This window comes from Streptomyces sp. NBC_00390 (assembly GCF_036057275.1).
GTDB lineage: Bacteria > Actinomycetota > Actinomycetes > Streptomycetales > Streptomycetaceae > Streptomyces.
Map to the genome: position 1 here is coordinate 2,537,860 of NZ_CP107945.1, position 13,199 is coordinate 2,551,058.

Annotated in this window: 14 protein-coding genes; 4 read left to right on the forward strand and 10 right to left on the reverse strand. The window is 71.0% G+C overall.

The features are described 5' to 3' along the window. Positions 1-43 precede the first annotated feature (43 nt). The 4 genes from coaD to OHS70_RS10445 all read right to left on the reverse strand — a co-directional run bounded on the left by coaD (position 44) and on the right by OHS70_RS10445 (position 5,249). Positions 44-526: a pantetheine-phosphate adenylyltransferase gene (gene coaD / locus OHS70_RS10430; RefSeq protein WP_328405540.1), complete on the reverse strand. Its 483-nt coding sequence runs from the start codon at positions 524-526 to the stop codon at positions 44-46. A 26-nt stretch (positions 527-552) separates the two neighbouring features. Continuing rightward, positions 553-1,137, reverse strand: coding sequence for a 16S rRNA (guanine(966)-N(2))-methyltransferase RsmD (gene rsmD, locus OHS70_RS10435; protein WP_328395999.1), 585 nt, complete (start codon positions 1,135-1,137; stop codon positions 553-555). A gap of 112 nt (positions 1,138-1,249) precedes the next feature. Then, positions 1,250-3,451, reverse strand: coding sequence for an ATP-dependent DNA helicase RecG (gene recG, locus OHS70_RS10440; RefSeq protein ID WP_328396001.1), 2,202 nt, complete (start codon positions 3,449-3,451; stop codon positions 1,250-1,252). Between the two features lie 208 nt (positions 3,452-3,659). Further along, positions 3,660-5,249, reverse strand: coding sequence for a DAK2 domain-containing protein (locus OHS70_RS10445; RefSeq protein WP_328396003.1), 1,590 nt, complete (start codon positions 5,247-5,249; stop codon positions 3,660-3,662). A 263-nt stretch (positions 5,250-5,512) separates the two neighbouring features. Here OHS70_RS10445 and rpmB point away from each other — a divergent pair, with 263 nt between their 5' ends. Further along, positions 5,513-5,698: a 50S ribosomal protein L28 gene (gene rpmB, locus OHS70_RS10450; protein WP_003957616.1), complete on the forward strand. Its 186-nt coding sequence runs from the start codon at positions 5,513-5,515 to the stop codon at positions 5,696-5,698. 91 nt (positions 5,699-5,789) lie between these two features. Here the strand turns inward: rpmB and thiD are convergent, their stop codons facing one another. Together thiD and OHS70_RS10460 are read right to left on the reverse strand one after the other, a co-directional pair. Continuing rightward, the gene (thiD, locus tag OHS70_RS10455) at positions 5,790-6,593 is read right to left on the reverse strand and encodes a bifunctional hydroxymethylpyrimidine kinase/phosphomethylpyrimidine kinase (RefSeq protein WP_328396006.1); all 804 of its coding nucleotides are present in this window, start codon (positions 6,591-6,593) and stop codon (positions 5,790-5,792) included. A 10-nt stretch (positions 6,594-6,603) separates the two neighbouring features. Then, positions 6,604-7,575, reverse strand: a complete 972-nt coding sequence (locus OHS70_RS10460) for a thiamine-phosphate kinase (protein WP_328396008.1) — start codon at positions 7,573-7,575, stop codon at positions 6,604-6,606. A 227-nt stretch (positions 7,576-7,802) separates the two neighbouring features. On the opposite strand from OHS70_RS10460, the gene OHS70_RS10465 reads away from it, so the two are divergent. Then, positions 7,803-8,036: an Lrp/AsnC family transcriptional regulator gene (locus tag OHS70_RS10465; RefSeq protein WP_328396010.1), complete on the forward strand. Its 234-nt coding sequence runs from the start codon at positions 7,803-7,805 to the stop codon at positions 8,034-8,036. Between the two features lie 394 nt (positions 8,037-8,430). On the opposite strand, the gene OHS70_RS10470 is transcribed toward OHS70_RS10465, so the two are convergent. Genes OHS70_RS10470 through OHS70_RS10480 form a run of 3 tightly spaced genes read right to left on the reverse strand, consistent with a single transcriptional unit; the run spans position 8,431 to position 11,382 of the window. After that, positions 8,431-9,588, reverse strand: a complete 1,158-nt coding sequence (locus tag OHS70_RS10470; protein WP_328396012.1) for a D-alanine--D-alanine ligase family protein — start codon at positions 9,586-9,588, stop codon at positions 8,431-8,433. 34 nt (positions 9,589-9,622) lie between these two features. After that, positions 9,623-10,633, reverse strand: coding sequence for an NAD(P)H-dependent glycerol-3-phosphate dehydrogenase (locus OHS70_RS10475; protein ID WP_328396015.1), 1,011 nt, complete (start codon positions 10,631-10,633; stop codon positions 9,623-9,625). Continuing rightward, positions 10,630-11,382, reverse strand: coding sequence for a lysophospholipid acyltransferase family protein (locus OHS70_RS10480; protein ID WP_328396017.1), 753 nt, complete (start codon positions 11,380-11,382; stop codon positions 10,630-10,632). The genes OHS70_RS10475 and OHS70_RS10480 overlap by 4 nt, the downstream gene beginning before the upstream one ends. Positions 11,383-11,540: 158 nt before the next feature. Here OHS70_RS10480 and cofC point away from each other — a divergent pair, with 158 nt between their 5' ends. Both cofC and OHS70_RS10490 read left to right on the forward strand, forming a co-directional pair. Then, positions 11,541-12,236 carry a 2-phospho-L-lactate guanylyltransferase gene (gene cofC / locus OHS70_RS10485; RefSeq protein ID WP_328396019.1) on the forward strand — a complete coding sequence of 232 codons (696 nt, stop codon included), beginning with the start codon at positions 11,541-11,543 and terminating at the stop codon, positions 12,234-12,236. Between the two features lie 10 nt (positions 12,237-12,246). Next, positions 12,247-12,450, forward strand: a complete 204-nt coding sequence (locus OHS70_RS10490) for a hypothetical protein (RefSeq protein ID WP_328396021.1) — start codon at positions 12,247-12,249, stop codon at positions 12,448-12,450. A 91-nt stretch (positions 12,451-12,541) separates the two neighbouring features. On the opposite strand, the gene OHS70_RS10495 is transcribed toward OHS70_RS10490, so the two are convergent. Beyond that, positions 12,542-13,180: an HU family DNA-binding protein gene (locus tag OHS70_RS10495; protein WP_328396023.1), complete on the reverse strand. Its 639-nt coding sequence runs from the start codon at positions 13,178-13,180 to the stop codon at positions 12,542-12,544. Positions 13,181-13,199: the final 19 nt, after the last annotated feature.

The following is a 13,199-nucleotide window of genomic DNA, read 5'->3' on the forward strand; positions in this document are numbered from 1 at the left end:
GGGCAGCGGGCGCCCTCCCGACACCGGATGACGGTCTGTCAGTTCAGCCCTTGGCGGCCAGGCGCTCGACCAGGGCCCGGTGGACGACCGGGGGCAGCAGGTGGGACACGTCGCCGCCCCAGGCTGCGACCTCCTTGACCAGGCTGGAGGAGAGGAAGCTGTAGGTGGGATTGGTGGGGACGAACAGGGTCTCGACACCCGAGAGGCCGTTGTTCATCTGGGCCATCTGCAGCTCGTAGTCGAAGTCGCTGACCGCGCGCAGACCCTTGACGATGGCAGGGATGTCGCGGTCCTTGCAGAAGTCGACGAGCAGGCCGTGGTGGGACTCGACGACCACGTTCCCGTACTCGCCGGTGACCTCGCGGATCAGCTCGATCCGCTCCTCGACCGTGAACAGCCCCTTCTTGGCCTGGTTGATCATCACCGCGACATGTACGACGTCGTACAGCTTGGAGGCGCGGGCAATGATGTCGAGGTGCCCATTGGTGATGGGGTCGAATGACCCCGGACAGACTGCGCGGCGCAACTGAAGTCCCTCGCTCTCCGGTCCGTTCATCGTGCGTCTTCGCACGTAGAGGCGGCGCGACCGTACCAAAGCGTCCCCTCGCCGTAGCGACGGGCCCGCAGTGGCTCGAAACCCTTGGGCCAGTTGAATTCTCCGCCTCTGGTGCTGCGTTCCACGGTGACGATCGCGTCGTCCGCGAGCCAGCCCTGCGTGCGGAGTGTGAGCAGAATCTCGCCAAGATCGTCGTCCGTGACGGCGTACGGAGGGTCCAGGAACACCACGTCGTACGGGGTCGACGGGGCAGGTCCCGCAACGATCTGTTCCGCTCTGCCGGTGCGGACCTCGGCGCCCGGCAGGCCCAGGGTCCGCACGTTCTCCCGGACGGTGCGCGCGGCACGGCTGTCCGCCTCGACGAGCAGCGCGTGGTCCGCGCCCCGGGAGAGCGCCTCGAGACCGACGGCGCCGGAGCCCGCGTAGAGGTCGGCGATACGCACGCCCCGCAACGAGCCGAGCAGCGACTCCCAGCTGGAGAAGAGTCCTTCGCGGGCGCGGTCGGAGGTGGGGCGGGTGCCGTTGCCGGGCGGTACGGCCAGCCGGCGTCCGCCGGCCGCGCCGGCGATCACGCGGGTCATGGGTGTGTGTCCTCGTCGGGTCGTGGGGGTACGGCGGGTGCCACCCCCACGATATGGCTTCGGGCACGGCAGGTCCCCGGACGGAGCGGCGCCCGGGTCCGGGCAGGGGCGCTCAGCCCTTCTCCAGGTACTGCTCCCGCTCCTTGTCCAGCAGCGCGTCCAGGGCGGTCCGCAGCTCGGGCAGCCCTGTCAGTTCCGGGTCGGCCGCGACGATCGCGACGGCCTCCTCCCGGGCTGCGGCGATCACGTCCTCGTCCTCGATGACGGCCAGGACGCGCAGCGAGGAGCGCACGCCCGACTGGGCCTGGCCGAGCACATCGCCCTCGCGGCGCTGTTCGAGGTCGATACGGGAGAGCTCGAAGCCGTCGAGGGTGGCGGCGACCGCGCCGAGCCGGGCCCGGGCCGGGCTCGCCTCCGGCATCTCGGTGACCAGCAGGCACAGGCCGGGGGCGGAGCCGCGGCCGACACGTCCGCGCAGCTGGTGCAGCTGTGAGACGCCGAACCGGTCCGCGTCCATGATCACCATCGCGGTGGCGTTCGGTACGTTCACCCCGACCTCGATGACCGTGGTGGCGACGAGCACATCGGCCTCACCGGCGGCGAAGCGGCGCATCACGCCGTCCTTGTCGTCTGGGTGCATGCGGCCGTGCAGCACCTCGACCCGCAGTCCCTTGAGCGGCCCCGCCATGAGCTTCTCGGCGACCTCCAGGACGGCCAGCGGCGGCCGCTTCTCCGCCTCGTCCTCCGCGGACTTCTTCTTCGGCTTCTCGTCCTCGTCGTCCCCGATCCGGGGGCAGACCACATACGCCTGGTGTCCGCCCTCGGCCTCCTCGCGCACCCGGTCCCAGGCACGCACCAGAAAGTGCGGCTTGTCGGCCGCCGGAACCACATGTGTGGCGATGGGCGAGCGGCCGGCGGGCAACTGGTCCAGGACGGAGGTCTCCAGATCGCCGAAGACCGTCATCGCGACCGTGCGGGGGATGGGGGTGGCGGTCATGACCAGCAGATGCGGTGGCTGCTTGCCTTTCGAGCGCAGGGCGTCACGCTGCTCCACGCCGAACCGGTGCTGCTCGTCGACGACGACCAGACCGAGGTCGTGGAACTGCACCTTGTCCTCGATCAGGGCGTGGGTGCCGATCACGATGCCCGCCTCGCCGGTCACCAGGTCAAGCAGCGCCTGGCGGCGCGCGGCCGCGCCCATGGAGCCGGTCAGGAGCACCACTTTGGTGCCCTGCTCGGAACCGCCCAGCATGCCGCCCTCCGCGAGCTCGCCCATCATCTCGGTGATGGAGCGGTGGTGCTGCTGGGCGAGGACCTCGGTGGGCGCGAGCATCGCGGCCTGGCCCCCGGCGTCCACGACGGCGAGCATCGCGCGCAGCGCGACCAGCGTCTTGCCGCTGCCGACCTCGCCCTGGAGAAGCCGGTGCATCGGGTGCTCGGTCGCCAGGTCGTCGAAGATCTCCTTGCTGACCTGCTGCTGGCCTTCGGTGAGGGTGAAGGGCAGCTTGGCGTCGAAGGCGTCGAGCAGTCCGTCCGGTGCGGGTCTGCGGGCGACGGCCGGCAACTGGGTGTCGGCGAACCGCCGCCGGGCCAGGGCGACCTGGAGGACGAAGGCCTCGTCCCACTTCAGACGCTGCCGGGCGTCCTCGATGTCCGCCTTGGACTGCGGACGGTGGATCTTGAGCAGCGCCTCGGGGAGGGAGACGAATCCGCGGCCGTCGCGCAGGGCGGGCGGAAGCGGGTCGAGCGCTTCCTGGGCCTGGGGCAGGACCGCGTCGACCGCCTTGGCGATCTTCCAGGACTCCAGGCCCTTGCAGGCGGGGTAGATCGGGATGAGCTTTCCCGCGAAGGCACTGACCGCGCCGTCGCCGCTGTCCGCGTCCAGCTTCTCGTACGTGGGGTGGGCGAGCTGGAGCTTGCGGTTGAACACGGAGACCTTGCCGGCGAACATCGCGCGGCTGCCGGGCGGCAGATCCTTGTGCGGCTTGTGGACGCCGCGCCCGAAGAAGACCAGCTGGAGCCTGCCGCTGCCGTCGGTGATGGTGATTTCGAGGCGCTGGCCGCGGCCGCCGTTGAAGGTGTGCACGCGGGAGTCGGCGACCTGGGCGACCACGGTGACGTGTTCGTCGAGCGGCAGCTCGTCCAGCCGCGTCAGCTGCCCGCGCTCCTCGTACCGCCGGGGGTAGTGGTGGAGCAGATCGCCGACGGTATGCAGATCGAGGTTCTCGGCCATGACCTTCGCGGTCGCCGGACCGAGAGTCTTCTTGAGGCTCTCACTCAGCACAGCGCCTCCCGGCACACCCCGGCCCCGCATCCTGCGGGGGGTCCGGGGGGCGCCCCCCGGGAAAACACAGCCAGGTCGAGGTGCTCGGCCACGACCCTCGCGGTCGCCGGACCGGGGGTCTTGAGCGGTTCATCCAGTGCGGACACGCGATCCATTGCACACCACCGCACCGACAGTCGTCGCGCACCGGCGGGTTTCGCCTGGTCACGAGCCCGGTTCCGCCGGTGGCCGGCTCCTCCTACTCCACGCCGATCATGAGCGGCGTCCCCGCGTCGCCGCCCTCGTACGTCACGGTGTCGACCGCCAGATAGCCCTCGCGGACGTGGCGTTCCAGGCTGTGGGCCAGTGTTTCCGGAGCGGCGGCGCCCAGGACGAGAGTGACCAGTTCACCGCCGGACGAGAGCATCCGGTCCAGCACCGTCACGGCCGTCGCCGTCACATCCGCGCCGATCACCGCCACGTCGCCGTCGATCAGGCCAAGGACGTCACCGGCCTGGCACACCCCCGCCGATGTCCACGACTGCCGTTCCGCGACGGCCAGTTCGGCGTAGCGGGTCGCGCCAGCGGCCGCCGTCATGGCGACCACGTCCTCGTCGAAGCGGCGGTCCGGCTCATGTACGGCCAGGGCCGCGATGCCCTGGACCGGGGAGCGGGTCGGGATCAGCGCGACACGGATGCCCTCGGTGCGGGCTTGTTCCGCGGCCGCGGCGGCCGTGTGGCGCAGGGCCGGGTCGTTCGGGAGGAGGACCACCTCGCGGGCGTGGGCCCGGCGGATTGCCTCGACGAGTTCGCCGCTGGCCGGGGGTTCTCCCGGCCGCGCGGGCACGGTCGTCGCGCCCGCCTCCGTGCACAGGCCGGCGAGGCCCTCTCCGGGCACGACCGCAACGACGGCCCGCTGCACCGGTTCCCGCGTCGACGACGCGGGAGACGCACTGTCGAAGTGGGTGATACGGATCCGGTACGGCCGCCCGGCCTCGACCCCCGCCTCGACCGCGGCACCCGCGTCGTCGACGTGCACATGGACGTTCCACAGGCCGTCGCCGCCGACGACGACGAGCGAGTCGCCGAGCCCGTCGAGCCGGGTCCGCAACCGGGCCACCGCCGCGTCGTCCGCCTCCAGCAGATAGATCACCTCGAACGCCGGCCCGCCGTCGGCGCACGGCCGCAGCGCGTCCGTCTGTGGCTCACGCCGCGCATGGGCCAGTACGGGCGCGACCGGAGCCTCCCCCACGACCGCCTCGACCAGCGCCCCGAGCACCATCAGCAGCCCGCGTCCGCCCGCGTCGACGACACCCGCGCGGCCGAGTACCTCGAGCTGCCGCGGCGTCTCCTCCAGCGCGGCGCGCGCGCCCGCGTACGCCGCGCGGGCCGCGTCCGCCGGTGAGCTCGCCGCAGCGTCCGCGGCGGCCGAGGCCACGCTCAGGATGGTGCCCTCGACGGGATGCGCGACCGCTTCGCGCGCCAGCTGCGCAGCCCGCCGCAGCGCTCCGGCCAGGTCCTGCCCACCGCTGATCCGCTCCGCCACGCCCCGCAGCAACTGCGCCAGGATCGTCCCCGAGTTCCCGCGGGCACCCAGCAGCGCTCCGTGCGCCATCGCCCGCACCACATCGGCCAGGGCGGGCACCGACTCCCCGGTCTCGTGCGCGGCGAAGACCGCGTCCACCGCCTGGGCCGCCGACTCCACGGTCAGATACAGATTGGTTCCGGTGTCACCGTCCGCGACCGGGTACACATTGATCGCGTCGATCTCCTCGCGCTCCCGGCCCAGGGCCTCCAGCGCCAGTGAGCACCAGGCGCGTACCGCTTCGGCGTCGAGGGACTGCGGCACCTGGTGATCCTCCTTGAACGGCCGTGCGGCCGTTGGCTGCGGGCTGCGGGCTGCCTCGCAGCGTAGACCCCGGCCACCACCTGGGAGCCGGGCGGGGGCGAAGGAAGCCATGGTAGTTTCGTATCTCGGACGCAGCCGTTGTATGCTGCTCCGGTTGCCCGATGAGAGTCGGGCCATTCCCCCGGCAAAGCCACCAATCAGATCACTGATTCCGGTCGCGCCGGAATTCACTGTAAGTGCATCTGAAGTCTTTGGAGTGACCCGTGGCTGCCAACTGCGACGTCTGCGGCAAGGGGCCGGGCTTCGGCAACAACATTTCGCACTCGCACCGCCGTACGTCCCGTCGCTGGAACCCGAACATCCAGCGTGTGCGTGCCGTGGTCGGTCGGACGCCGAAGCGGCTCAACGTCTGCACCTCGTGCATCAAGGCCGGCAAGGTCTCGCGCTAACGCCGACGTTTCGTCGTAGCGCAGCCCCTGCGGTTGCCTTGAAAGCCGGTCCACCTCGGTGGACCGGCTTTTCGCCGTTCCGGCGCGCCTGTCAGCGGTGGCGCCAGGCGTGATCCACCGGGCCGATCCCGCCACCGAGCGCGAACCCTGCGGCAATGGCCCCGGTCACGTACTCCTTGGCCGCCCGTACGGCCTCCGGGACGGCCATCCCCTGGGCCAAGGACGCCGCGACCGCCGATGCGAGCGTGCAGCCAGTGCCGTGCGTGTGCCGGTTGTCGTGGCGGGGGGCGCGCAGCCAGTGCTCCTCGCTCCCGTCGGTCAGCAGGTCCACCGCGTCCCCTGCGAGATGCCCGCCCTTGATCAGCGCCCAACGCGGCCCGAAGGCCAGCACCGCGTCGGCGGCCCGGCGCATCCCGGCCTCGCCGTCGACGACCACACCGGTGAGCTGGGCGACCTCGTCGAGGTTGGGGGTGGCCACGGTGGCGGCCGGCAGCAGCTTCGTCCGCACGGACTCCAGAGCCGAGGCCGCCAGCAGCGGATCGCCGTGCTTGGAGACGCCGACCGGGTCCACGACCACCGGCGCGTCCGTGTCCGCGAGCAGTTCCGCGACCGTCTCGACGAGTTCCGCGGACGCCAGCATGCCGGTCTTCACGGCCTGGACGCCGATGTCGTCGACGACGCTGCGGTACTGGGCCCTTACCGCCTCGGCGGGCAGTTCCCACGCGCCTTGCACCCCCAGCGAGTTCTGGGCGGTGACGGCGGTCAGCACGCTCATACCGTGCACCCCGTGCGCCAGCATGGTCTTGAGATCGGCCTGAATGCCCGCACCGCCGCCGGAGTCGGAGCCGGCGACGGTGAGCACACGAGGAGGTACGGCGCGAGGGCGTATGTCCATGCCCCCGAATCTACTTGCCGTCCTCGATGTCGCCGAAGTGGTCCCAGCCGCCCTTGCTGGTCCACGGCGCACCGTCCACGGTCACCTGCGGAAGCGCGGACGGGTTGAGCACCTCGCCGATCACCTTCCAGCGCGCGGGCAGCTTCGCGTCCGGCGGGAACGTCGCGACGATCGCGTGGTCCTCTCCCCCGGTCAGCACCCACTGCAGCGGATCGACGCCGACGGCCTGGCCGATGTCGTTCATCTGCGAGGGAATGTCGATCAGTCCGGAGCGCAGATCGATCCTCACCTTGCTGGCCTCGGCGATGTGTCCGAGGTCGGCGACGAGGCCGTCACTGATGTCGCACATCGCCGTGGCGCCGAGCCCGGCGGCCGCGGGGCCCGCGTGGTACGGCGGTTCGGGTCTGCGGTGGGCCTCCACGAAGGCGCGCGGCGAGCGGAAGCCGCGCGAGAGCACCGCGTGCCCGGCGGCCGACCAGCCCAACCAGCCGGTGTAGGCGACGACATCGCCGGGCTGGGCACCGGCCCGGGTGACCGGCTCGTGGTTGCGCAGATCCCCAAGTGCGGTGATGGCGATGGTGATGACGTCCCCGCGGACGACATCGCCGCCGACCACCGCCGCCCCGGCGACCTGGCACTCGTCCCGGATACCGTCCATCAGCTCGGTTGCCCAGGTGACCGGGAGTTCGGCCGGTACGACCAGGCCGAGCAGCAGAGCGGTCGGCACCGCGCCCATCGCCGCGATATCGGCGAGATTCTGTGCCGCTGCCTTGCGTCCGACGTCGTACGCGGTCGACCAGTCGCGGCGGAAGTGCCGCCCCTCCAGCAGGAGGTCCGTGCTGGCCACGACCCTGCGGTCGGGCGCGGCCACGACCGCCGCGTCGTCGCCCGGGCCGAGCCGTACCGCGGGGGTGGAGGTGAGCCGGGAGGTGAGCTCCCTGATCAGCCCGAACTCCCCCAGCTCGCCCACAGTGCCCTTCATCGCTGTGCCCCTTCTGCCCCAGTGCGCTTGCGGTCGCGAGCGGTCACTGCTGTAGGTACCTTCAAGAGATACGTCAACTTCTGCTTTCCGTACGCCACGCTGCGGGCGCCGTCCGGCGCGCGGGTCTCCCCGTGGCCCATGGCGACGCGATACCGTGGCGACCCCTCTCCCTGGGATCTCCCCACCGACGGTAGGGGACATGATCCTCGTGCCGCCCTGGAGGCTCCGTGGTACAGGCGTACATCCTCATTCAGACCGAGGTGGGCAAGGCGTCGCTGGTCGCCGAGACCATCGGCAGGATTCCTGGTGTGATCCAGGCCGAGGACGTGACCGGCCCGTACGACGTGATTGTGCGTGCCCAGGCCGACACGGTCGATGATCTCGGTCGGATGGTGGTCGCCAAGGTCCAGCAAGTGGAAGGCATCACGCGTACGCTGACCTGCCCGGTCGTGCACCTGTAGCCCCCGTCTGCACCTGGCCGGTGACATCATCGCCTCGCCGGTCCCTCTGTCTGTCCGCCGTCGGCCGTCGTGACGCCGCCCCCCGAGGGCTTCTCATCGACGGACGCGGCGGCGCAGGTCACGGTTCCCGGCCCCCGCCGGAGCCGAGCCCTCGTCCGGACCGGCCGCCGGCCGGGGCGACGCCGCGATCGTACTGCGCTGCGGGGTCCCCCGGCCGGAGAAGACGAGTGGAGGCCGAGGACATGACCAGGGACGGCCGGATGCGGGGACGGCCGGCCGAAGCCGCCGGCTCACGCCATGTGCCGCACGACCTGCCCGCCGCGCCGGCCGGCTCCGTCGGCCCGGCGGTGCCGGCCGCTGTCCGCATCCCCGGAAACCGGGCCCTGTCCGGGCCTCAGCGCAGTCCCGTCGGGCGGCGCAGCGCGGCCTGGATCAGCCGGTCGACCAGCTCCGGATAGCTGACGCCGCTCTCTTCCCACATACGCGGGTACATGGAGATCGGCGTGAAGCCGGGCATCGTGTTGATCTCGTTGATGACGAACTCGCCGTCCTCGGTGAGGAAGAAGTCGGCGCGCACGAGGCCCTCGCACGAGGCCGCGTCGAAGGCCTGTACCGCGAGCCGCTGTACCTCGGCGGTCTGCTCGCCGGTCAGCGGCGCCGGGACGATCCCGGACGCCGAGTCGATGTACTTCGCCTCGAAGTCGTAGAAGTCGTGGCTGCTGACCGGAGGGATCTCGGCCGGGACACTGGCACGCGGGCCGTCCTCGAACTCGAGCACCCCGCACTCGATCTCGCGGCCGCGCAGCAGCGCCTCGACCAGGATCTTGGGGTCGTGGCGCTGCGCCTCCTCGATCGCCTCGTCGAGTCCGGAGAGGTCGTCGACCTTGGTGATACCGATCGAGGACCCGGCACGCGCGGGCTTGATGAACAGCGGCCAACCGTGCTCGCCCGCGAAGTCGATGATCTTCTTGCGGGCCGAGGTCCGGTCCTGCTCCCACTCACGCGGCCGGATCACTTCGTACGGTCCGACGGCCAGCCCGAAGGAGAGGAAGACGCGCTTCATGTACTCCTTGTCCTGGCCGACGGCCGAGGCGAGCACACCGGAGCCGACGTAGGGCACGCCCGCCAGCTCGAGGAGCCCCTGGAGGGTGCCGTCCTCGCCGTACGGGCCGTGCAGCATCGGGAAGACGACGTCGACCTCACCCAGCGCCTTGGGCACGGCTCCGGGCTCGCTGTAGACGACTTCGCGGCTACCGGGGTCGACGGAGAGCACCACGCCCCCCTCGTCGGACTCGGCGAGGTCGTGGACGCTCGGCATCCTGCGGTCGGTGATCGCCATCCGCTCCGGCTCGTCGGCGGTCAGCGCCCACCGGCCGTCGGTGGTGATGCCGATCGGCAGCACGTCGTACTTGGTGCGGTCGATCGCGCGCAGCACCGCGCCGGCCGTGACCACGGAGATCCCGTGTTCGGAGCTGCGGCCGCCGAAGACGACCGCCACGCGCGGCTTACGGAGCTGCTGCTCGGGGCTCTGGGGGAGGTTCTCGGTGCTCATATCGCGATGAGCGTACCTGCTGGTACGCCGTGCGTCAGCGCCGCTCGGGCTTGGCGGCGCGCGACATCAGCTCCTTGAGCGCGACCACTGGGGGCTTCCCCTCGTGGACGATGCCGACGACCGTTTCGGTGATGGGCATGTCGACGCCGTGGCGACGCGCCAGATCCAGCACCGATTCGCAGGACTTGACACCTTCCGCGGTCTGCTTGGTGACCGCGACGGTCTCCTGGAGCGTCATGCCGCGGCCGAGGTTGGTGCCGAAGGTGTGGTTCCGGGACAGCGGCGAGGAGCAGGTCGCCACCAGGTCGCCGAGGCCGGCGAGTCCGGAGAAGGTGAGCGGGTCGGCGCCCATCGCGAGGCCGAGCCGGGTGGTCTCGGCGAGACCGCGCGTGATCAGCGAGCCCTTGGCGTTGTCGCCCAGGCCCATGCCGTCGGCGATGCCGACGGCGAGCCCGATCACGTTCTTCACCGCGCCGCCCAGTTCACAGCCGACGACGTCGGTGTTGGTGTAGGGGCGGAAGTAGGAGGTGTGGCAGGCGGCCTGCAGGCGGCGGGCGACGGCCTCGTCGGAGGAGGCGACCACGGCGGCGGCCGGGCGGCGGGAGGCGATCTCCTTGGCGAGGTTGGGGCCCGTGACCACGGCGACGCGCTCCGCGGGCACCTGGGCCACTTCCTCGATGACCTCGCTCATCCGCTTGGCGGTGCCGAGTTCGACGCCCTTCATCAGCGAGACGAGGACGGTGTCGGAGGGCAGTTTCGGCGCCCAGGCGGCGAGATTGCCGCGCAGGGTCTGGGACGGGACGGCAAGGACGGTGAAGTCCGCGCCGTGCAGCGCCTCGGCCGGGTCGGTGGTGGCCCGCATGCCGGCCGGGAGCTCGATCCCGGGCAGGTAGTCGGGATTGGTACGGGTGGTGTTGACGGCGTCGACGAGTTCGGCGCGACGGCCCCAGAGGGTGACCTCGCAGCCCGCGTCCGCGAGCACCATGCCGAACGCCGTGCCCCACGAGCCTGTTCCGAAGACGGCTGCCTTGACCGGGTGGGTCACTTCGCTTCCTCCTCAGCGGCCCTGCGCCGCTGTTCCGCACGGGCGGTGCGGTGGTCGTACGGCTCGGCCGGCGCCTGTTCGCCGCGTACCTCCTCCAGCAGCGCGGTGATCGCGGCCATGATGACCTCGGTCGCCTCGCGCAGCACGTCGGGGGTGGGTTCGAGGCCGTAGAAACGGTCCAGGTCGACGGGCGGTCCGGCAAGCACCCGGAGCGTCTTGCGCGGGAACAGCCGGAGCTTGTTCTCCTCGGCGTACGGCGGCATCGCCAGGTTGGCGCCCCACTGGGCGACGGGGATCACCGGGACGCGGGTCATCAGGGCGACCCGTGCGGCGCCGGTCTTGCCGGCCATCGGCCACATGTCCGGGTCGCGGGTGAGGGTGCCCTCGGGGTAGAACGCCACGCATTCACCGCGCTCGATGGCGTCCACGGCGGCGCGGAATGCGTCCAGCGCGTTGGTGGTCTCGCGGTAGACGGGGATCTGCTGGGTGCCGCGCAGCATCATGCCGACGAAGGAGCCCTTGAACAGAGCGGCCTTGGCGAGGAAGCGCGGCACTCGTCCGGTGTTGTACTGGAAGTGCGCGTAGGACAGCGGGTCCAGATACGAGTTGTGGTTGACCGCGGTGATGAATCCGCCGTCGCCCGGAATGTGTTCCATTCCCCGCCAGTCCCGCTTGAACAGAACGACCAGCGGCGGCTTTGCGATGACCGCCGCCAGGCGGTACCAGAAGCCGATTCTACGGCGGGACACTCGGACACCTTCCTCTATGACCGGGCTACTGCCTGGCTGCTGGGGGTCAAGTGTCGCCCCAGGCCCCTGGTCTGTCGAGAACACCGTACGCCCCGACCTCGCGAGCGGCCCTCAGCCCGGCCCCCGGCAGCTTGCCACAGCGAGCCACAATGGTCGCGATGCGCATCGACCCGGAGCCCTACGCGAACACCGACCCGCCCCCACAGTGGTCGCTGATCGTTCCGCTCAAGCCCCTCACCCAGGCCAAGAGCAGGCTGGCGGACGCGGCGGACGCGGGCCTGCGGCCGCATCTGGCGCTCGCGTTCGCGCAGGACACCGTGGCCGCCGCGTTGTCCTGCCCCGCCGTACGCGATGTGGTGGTCGTCACGGACGATCCGGCGGCTGCGGTCGCACTCGCGGCGCTGGGGGCGCGGATCGTGCCGGACACGCCCGCGGCCGGCCTCAATGCGGCCCTCGCGCACGGCTCCGCCGCGGTGCGCGCCGTGCGTCCCGGCGCTCCGGTCGCCGCGCTCAACGCGGACCTCCCCGCATTGCGTCCCGCGGAATTGGCACGTGTACTTGACGCCGCCTCGGGATTCAATCGGGCATTTCTGGCAGATGCGGCAGGAATGGGCACGACATTGCTCACCGCCGCGCCGGGCGCCGAATTCAGGCCCGCATTCGGCGGCCCTTCGCGCCGTCGGCATTTGATGTCCGGTGCCGTTGAAATCCTTCTCGACGGCGTCGATTCCGTGCGCCAGGACGTGGACACCGCCCAGGACCTCAGGGCCGCGCTGGCGCTGGGGGCGGGTCCGTACACGGCTGGGCGCTGGGCGGCGGGCGCCCGCGTTCTGGACGGCCGGGCAGGCGGATAGGCTGCCGCGCATGCAGGCGACCTCGTACACATACGACCCCGAAACCCGCAGCGGGAGCGTGCTGCTCGACGACGGCACCCCGGTGGAGTTCGACGCCGCCGCCTTCGACGCGGGCGGGCTGCGGCTGCTGCGGCCGGGGCAGCGGGTACGGATCGAGACCGAGGGCGAGGGCGAGGCACGCCGCATCACGCTGGTGACGCTGCAGACCTTCTGACACCCGGGGCCGCACTCCGGACACGCCGCGGGCCGGTCTCCCGATGGGGAAACCGGCCCGGCGCGTGAGTGGCTGTATGACCTTGTGCCGCTTACTTTTTCCTGGCAGTGGTCTTCTTGGCGGTGGTCTTGCGGGACGTCGCCCGCTTGGCCGGGGCCTTCTTGGCCGTGGCCTTCTTGGCGGGCGCGGTCTTCTTGGCCGCAGCGGTCTTCTTCGCCGCCGTGGTCTTCTTGGCGGCCGCCGTGGTCTTGGCGGTCGTCTTCTTCGCCGCGGTCTTCTTGGCCGCCGTCGTCTTCTTCGCGACGGCCTTCTTGGCCGCCGTCGTCTTCTTCGCGACGGCCTTCTTGGCGGTGGCCTTCTTGGCCGCGGCCTTGGCCGTCGTGCGGGAAATACCGCCCGAAAGACTGCCCTTGGGAGCCTTCTTGACGGCGACCTCGCCACCCTTGGGGAGCTTCTTCGTGCCGCTCACCAGGTCCTTGAAGCCCTGGCCCGCACGGAAGCGCGGAACGGACGTCTTCTTGACCCGCACGCGCTCACCCGTCTGCGGGTTGCGGGCGTAGCGGGCGGGGCGGTCGACCTTCTCGAACGAGCCGAAGCCGGTGACCGAAACCCGGTCTCCGGCGACTGTTGCGCGGACGATCGCGTCAAGTACCGCGTCGACAGCCTCCGCGGCCTGCTGACGGCCGCCGAGCTTGTCGGCAATCGCTTCTACGAGCTGCGCCTTGTTCACGTCTTCCCCTTCGGAGACA

Bases quoted from the DNA above. Each gene is read 5' to 3' on its own strand.
- rsmD (WP_328395999.1), bottom strand. From the start codon at position 1,137: ATGACCCGCGTGATCGCCGGCGCGGCCGGCGGACGCCGGCTGGCCGTA.
- recG (WP_328396001.1), bottom strand. From the start codon at position 3,451: ATGCGGGGCCGGGGTGTGCCGGGAGGCGCTGTGCTGAGTGAGAGCCTC.
- thiD (WP_328396006.1), bottom strand. From the start codon at position 6,593: ATGGACATACGCCCTCGCGCCGTACCTCCTCGTGTGCTCACCGTCGCC.
- OHS70_RS10460 (WP_328396008.1), bottom strand. From the start codon at position 7,575: ATGAAGGGCACTGTGGGCGAGCTGGGGGAGTTCGGGCTGATCAGGGAG.
- OHS70_RS10470 (WP_328396012.1), bottom strand. From the start codon at position 9,588: ATGAGCACCGAGAACCTCCCCCAGAGCCCCGAGCAGCAGCTCCGTAAG.
- cofC (WP_328396019.1), top strand. From the start codon at position 11,541: ATGCGCATCGACCCGGAGCCCTACGCGAACACCGACCCGCCCCCACAG.
- OHS70_RS10490 (WP_328396021.1), top strand. From the start codon at position 12,247: ATGCAGGCGACCTCGTACACATACGACCCCGAAACCCGCAGCGGGAGC.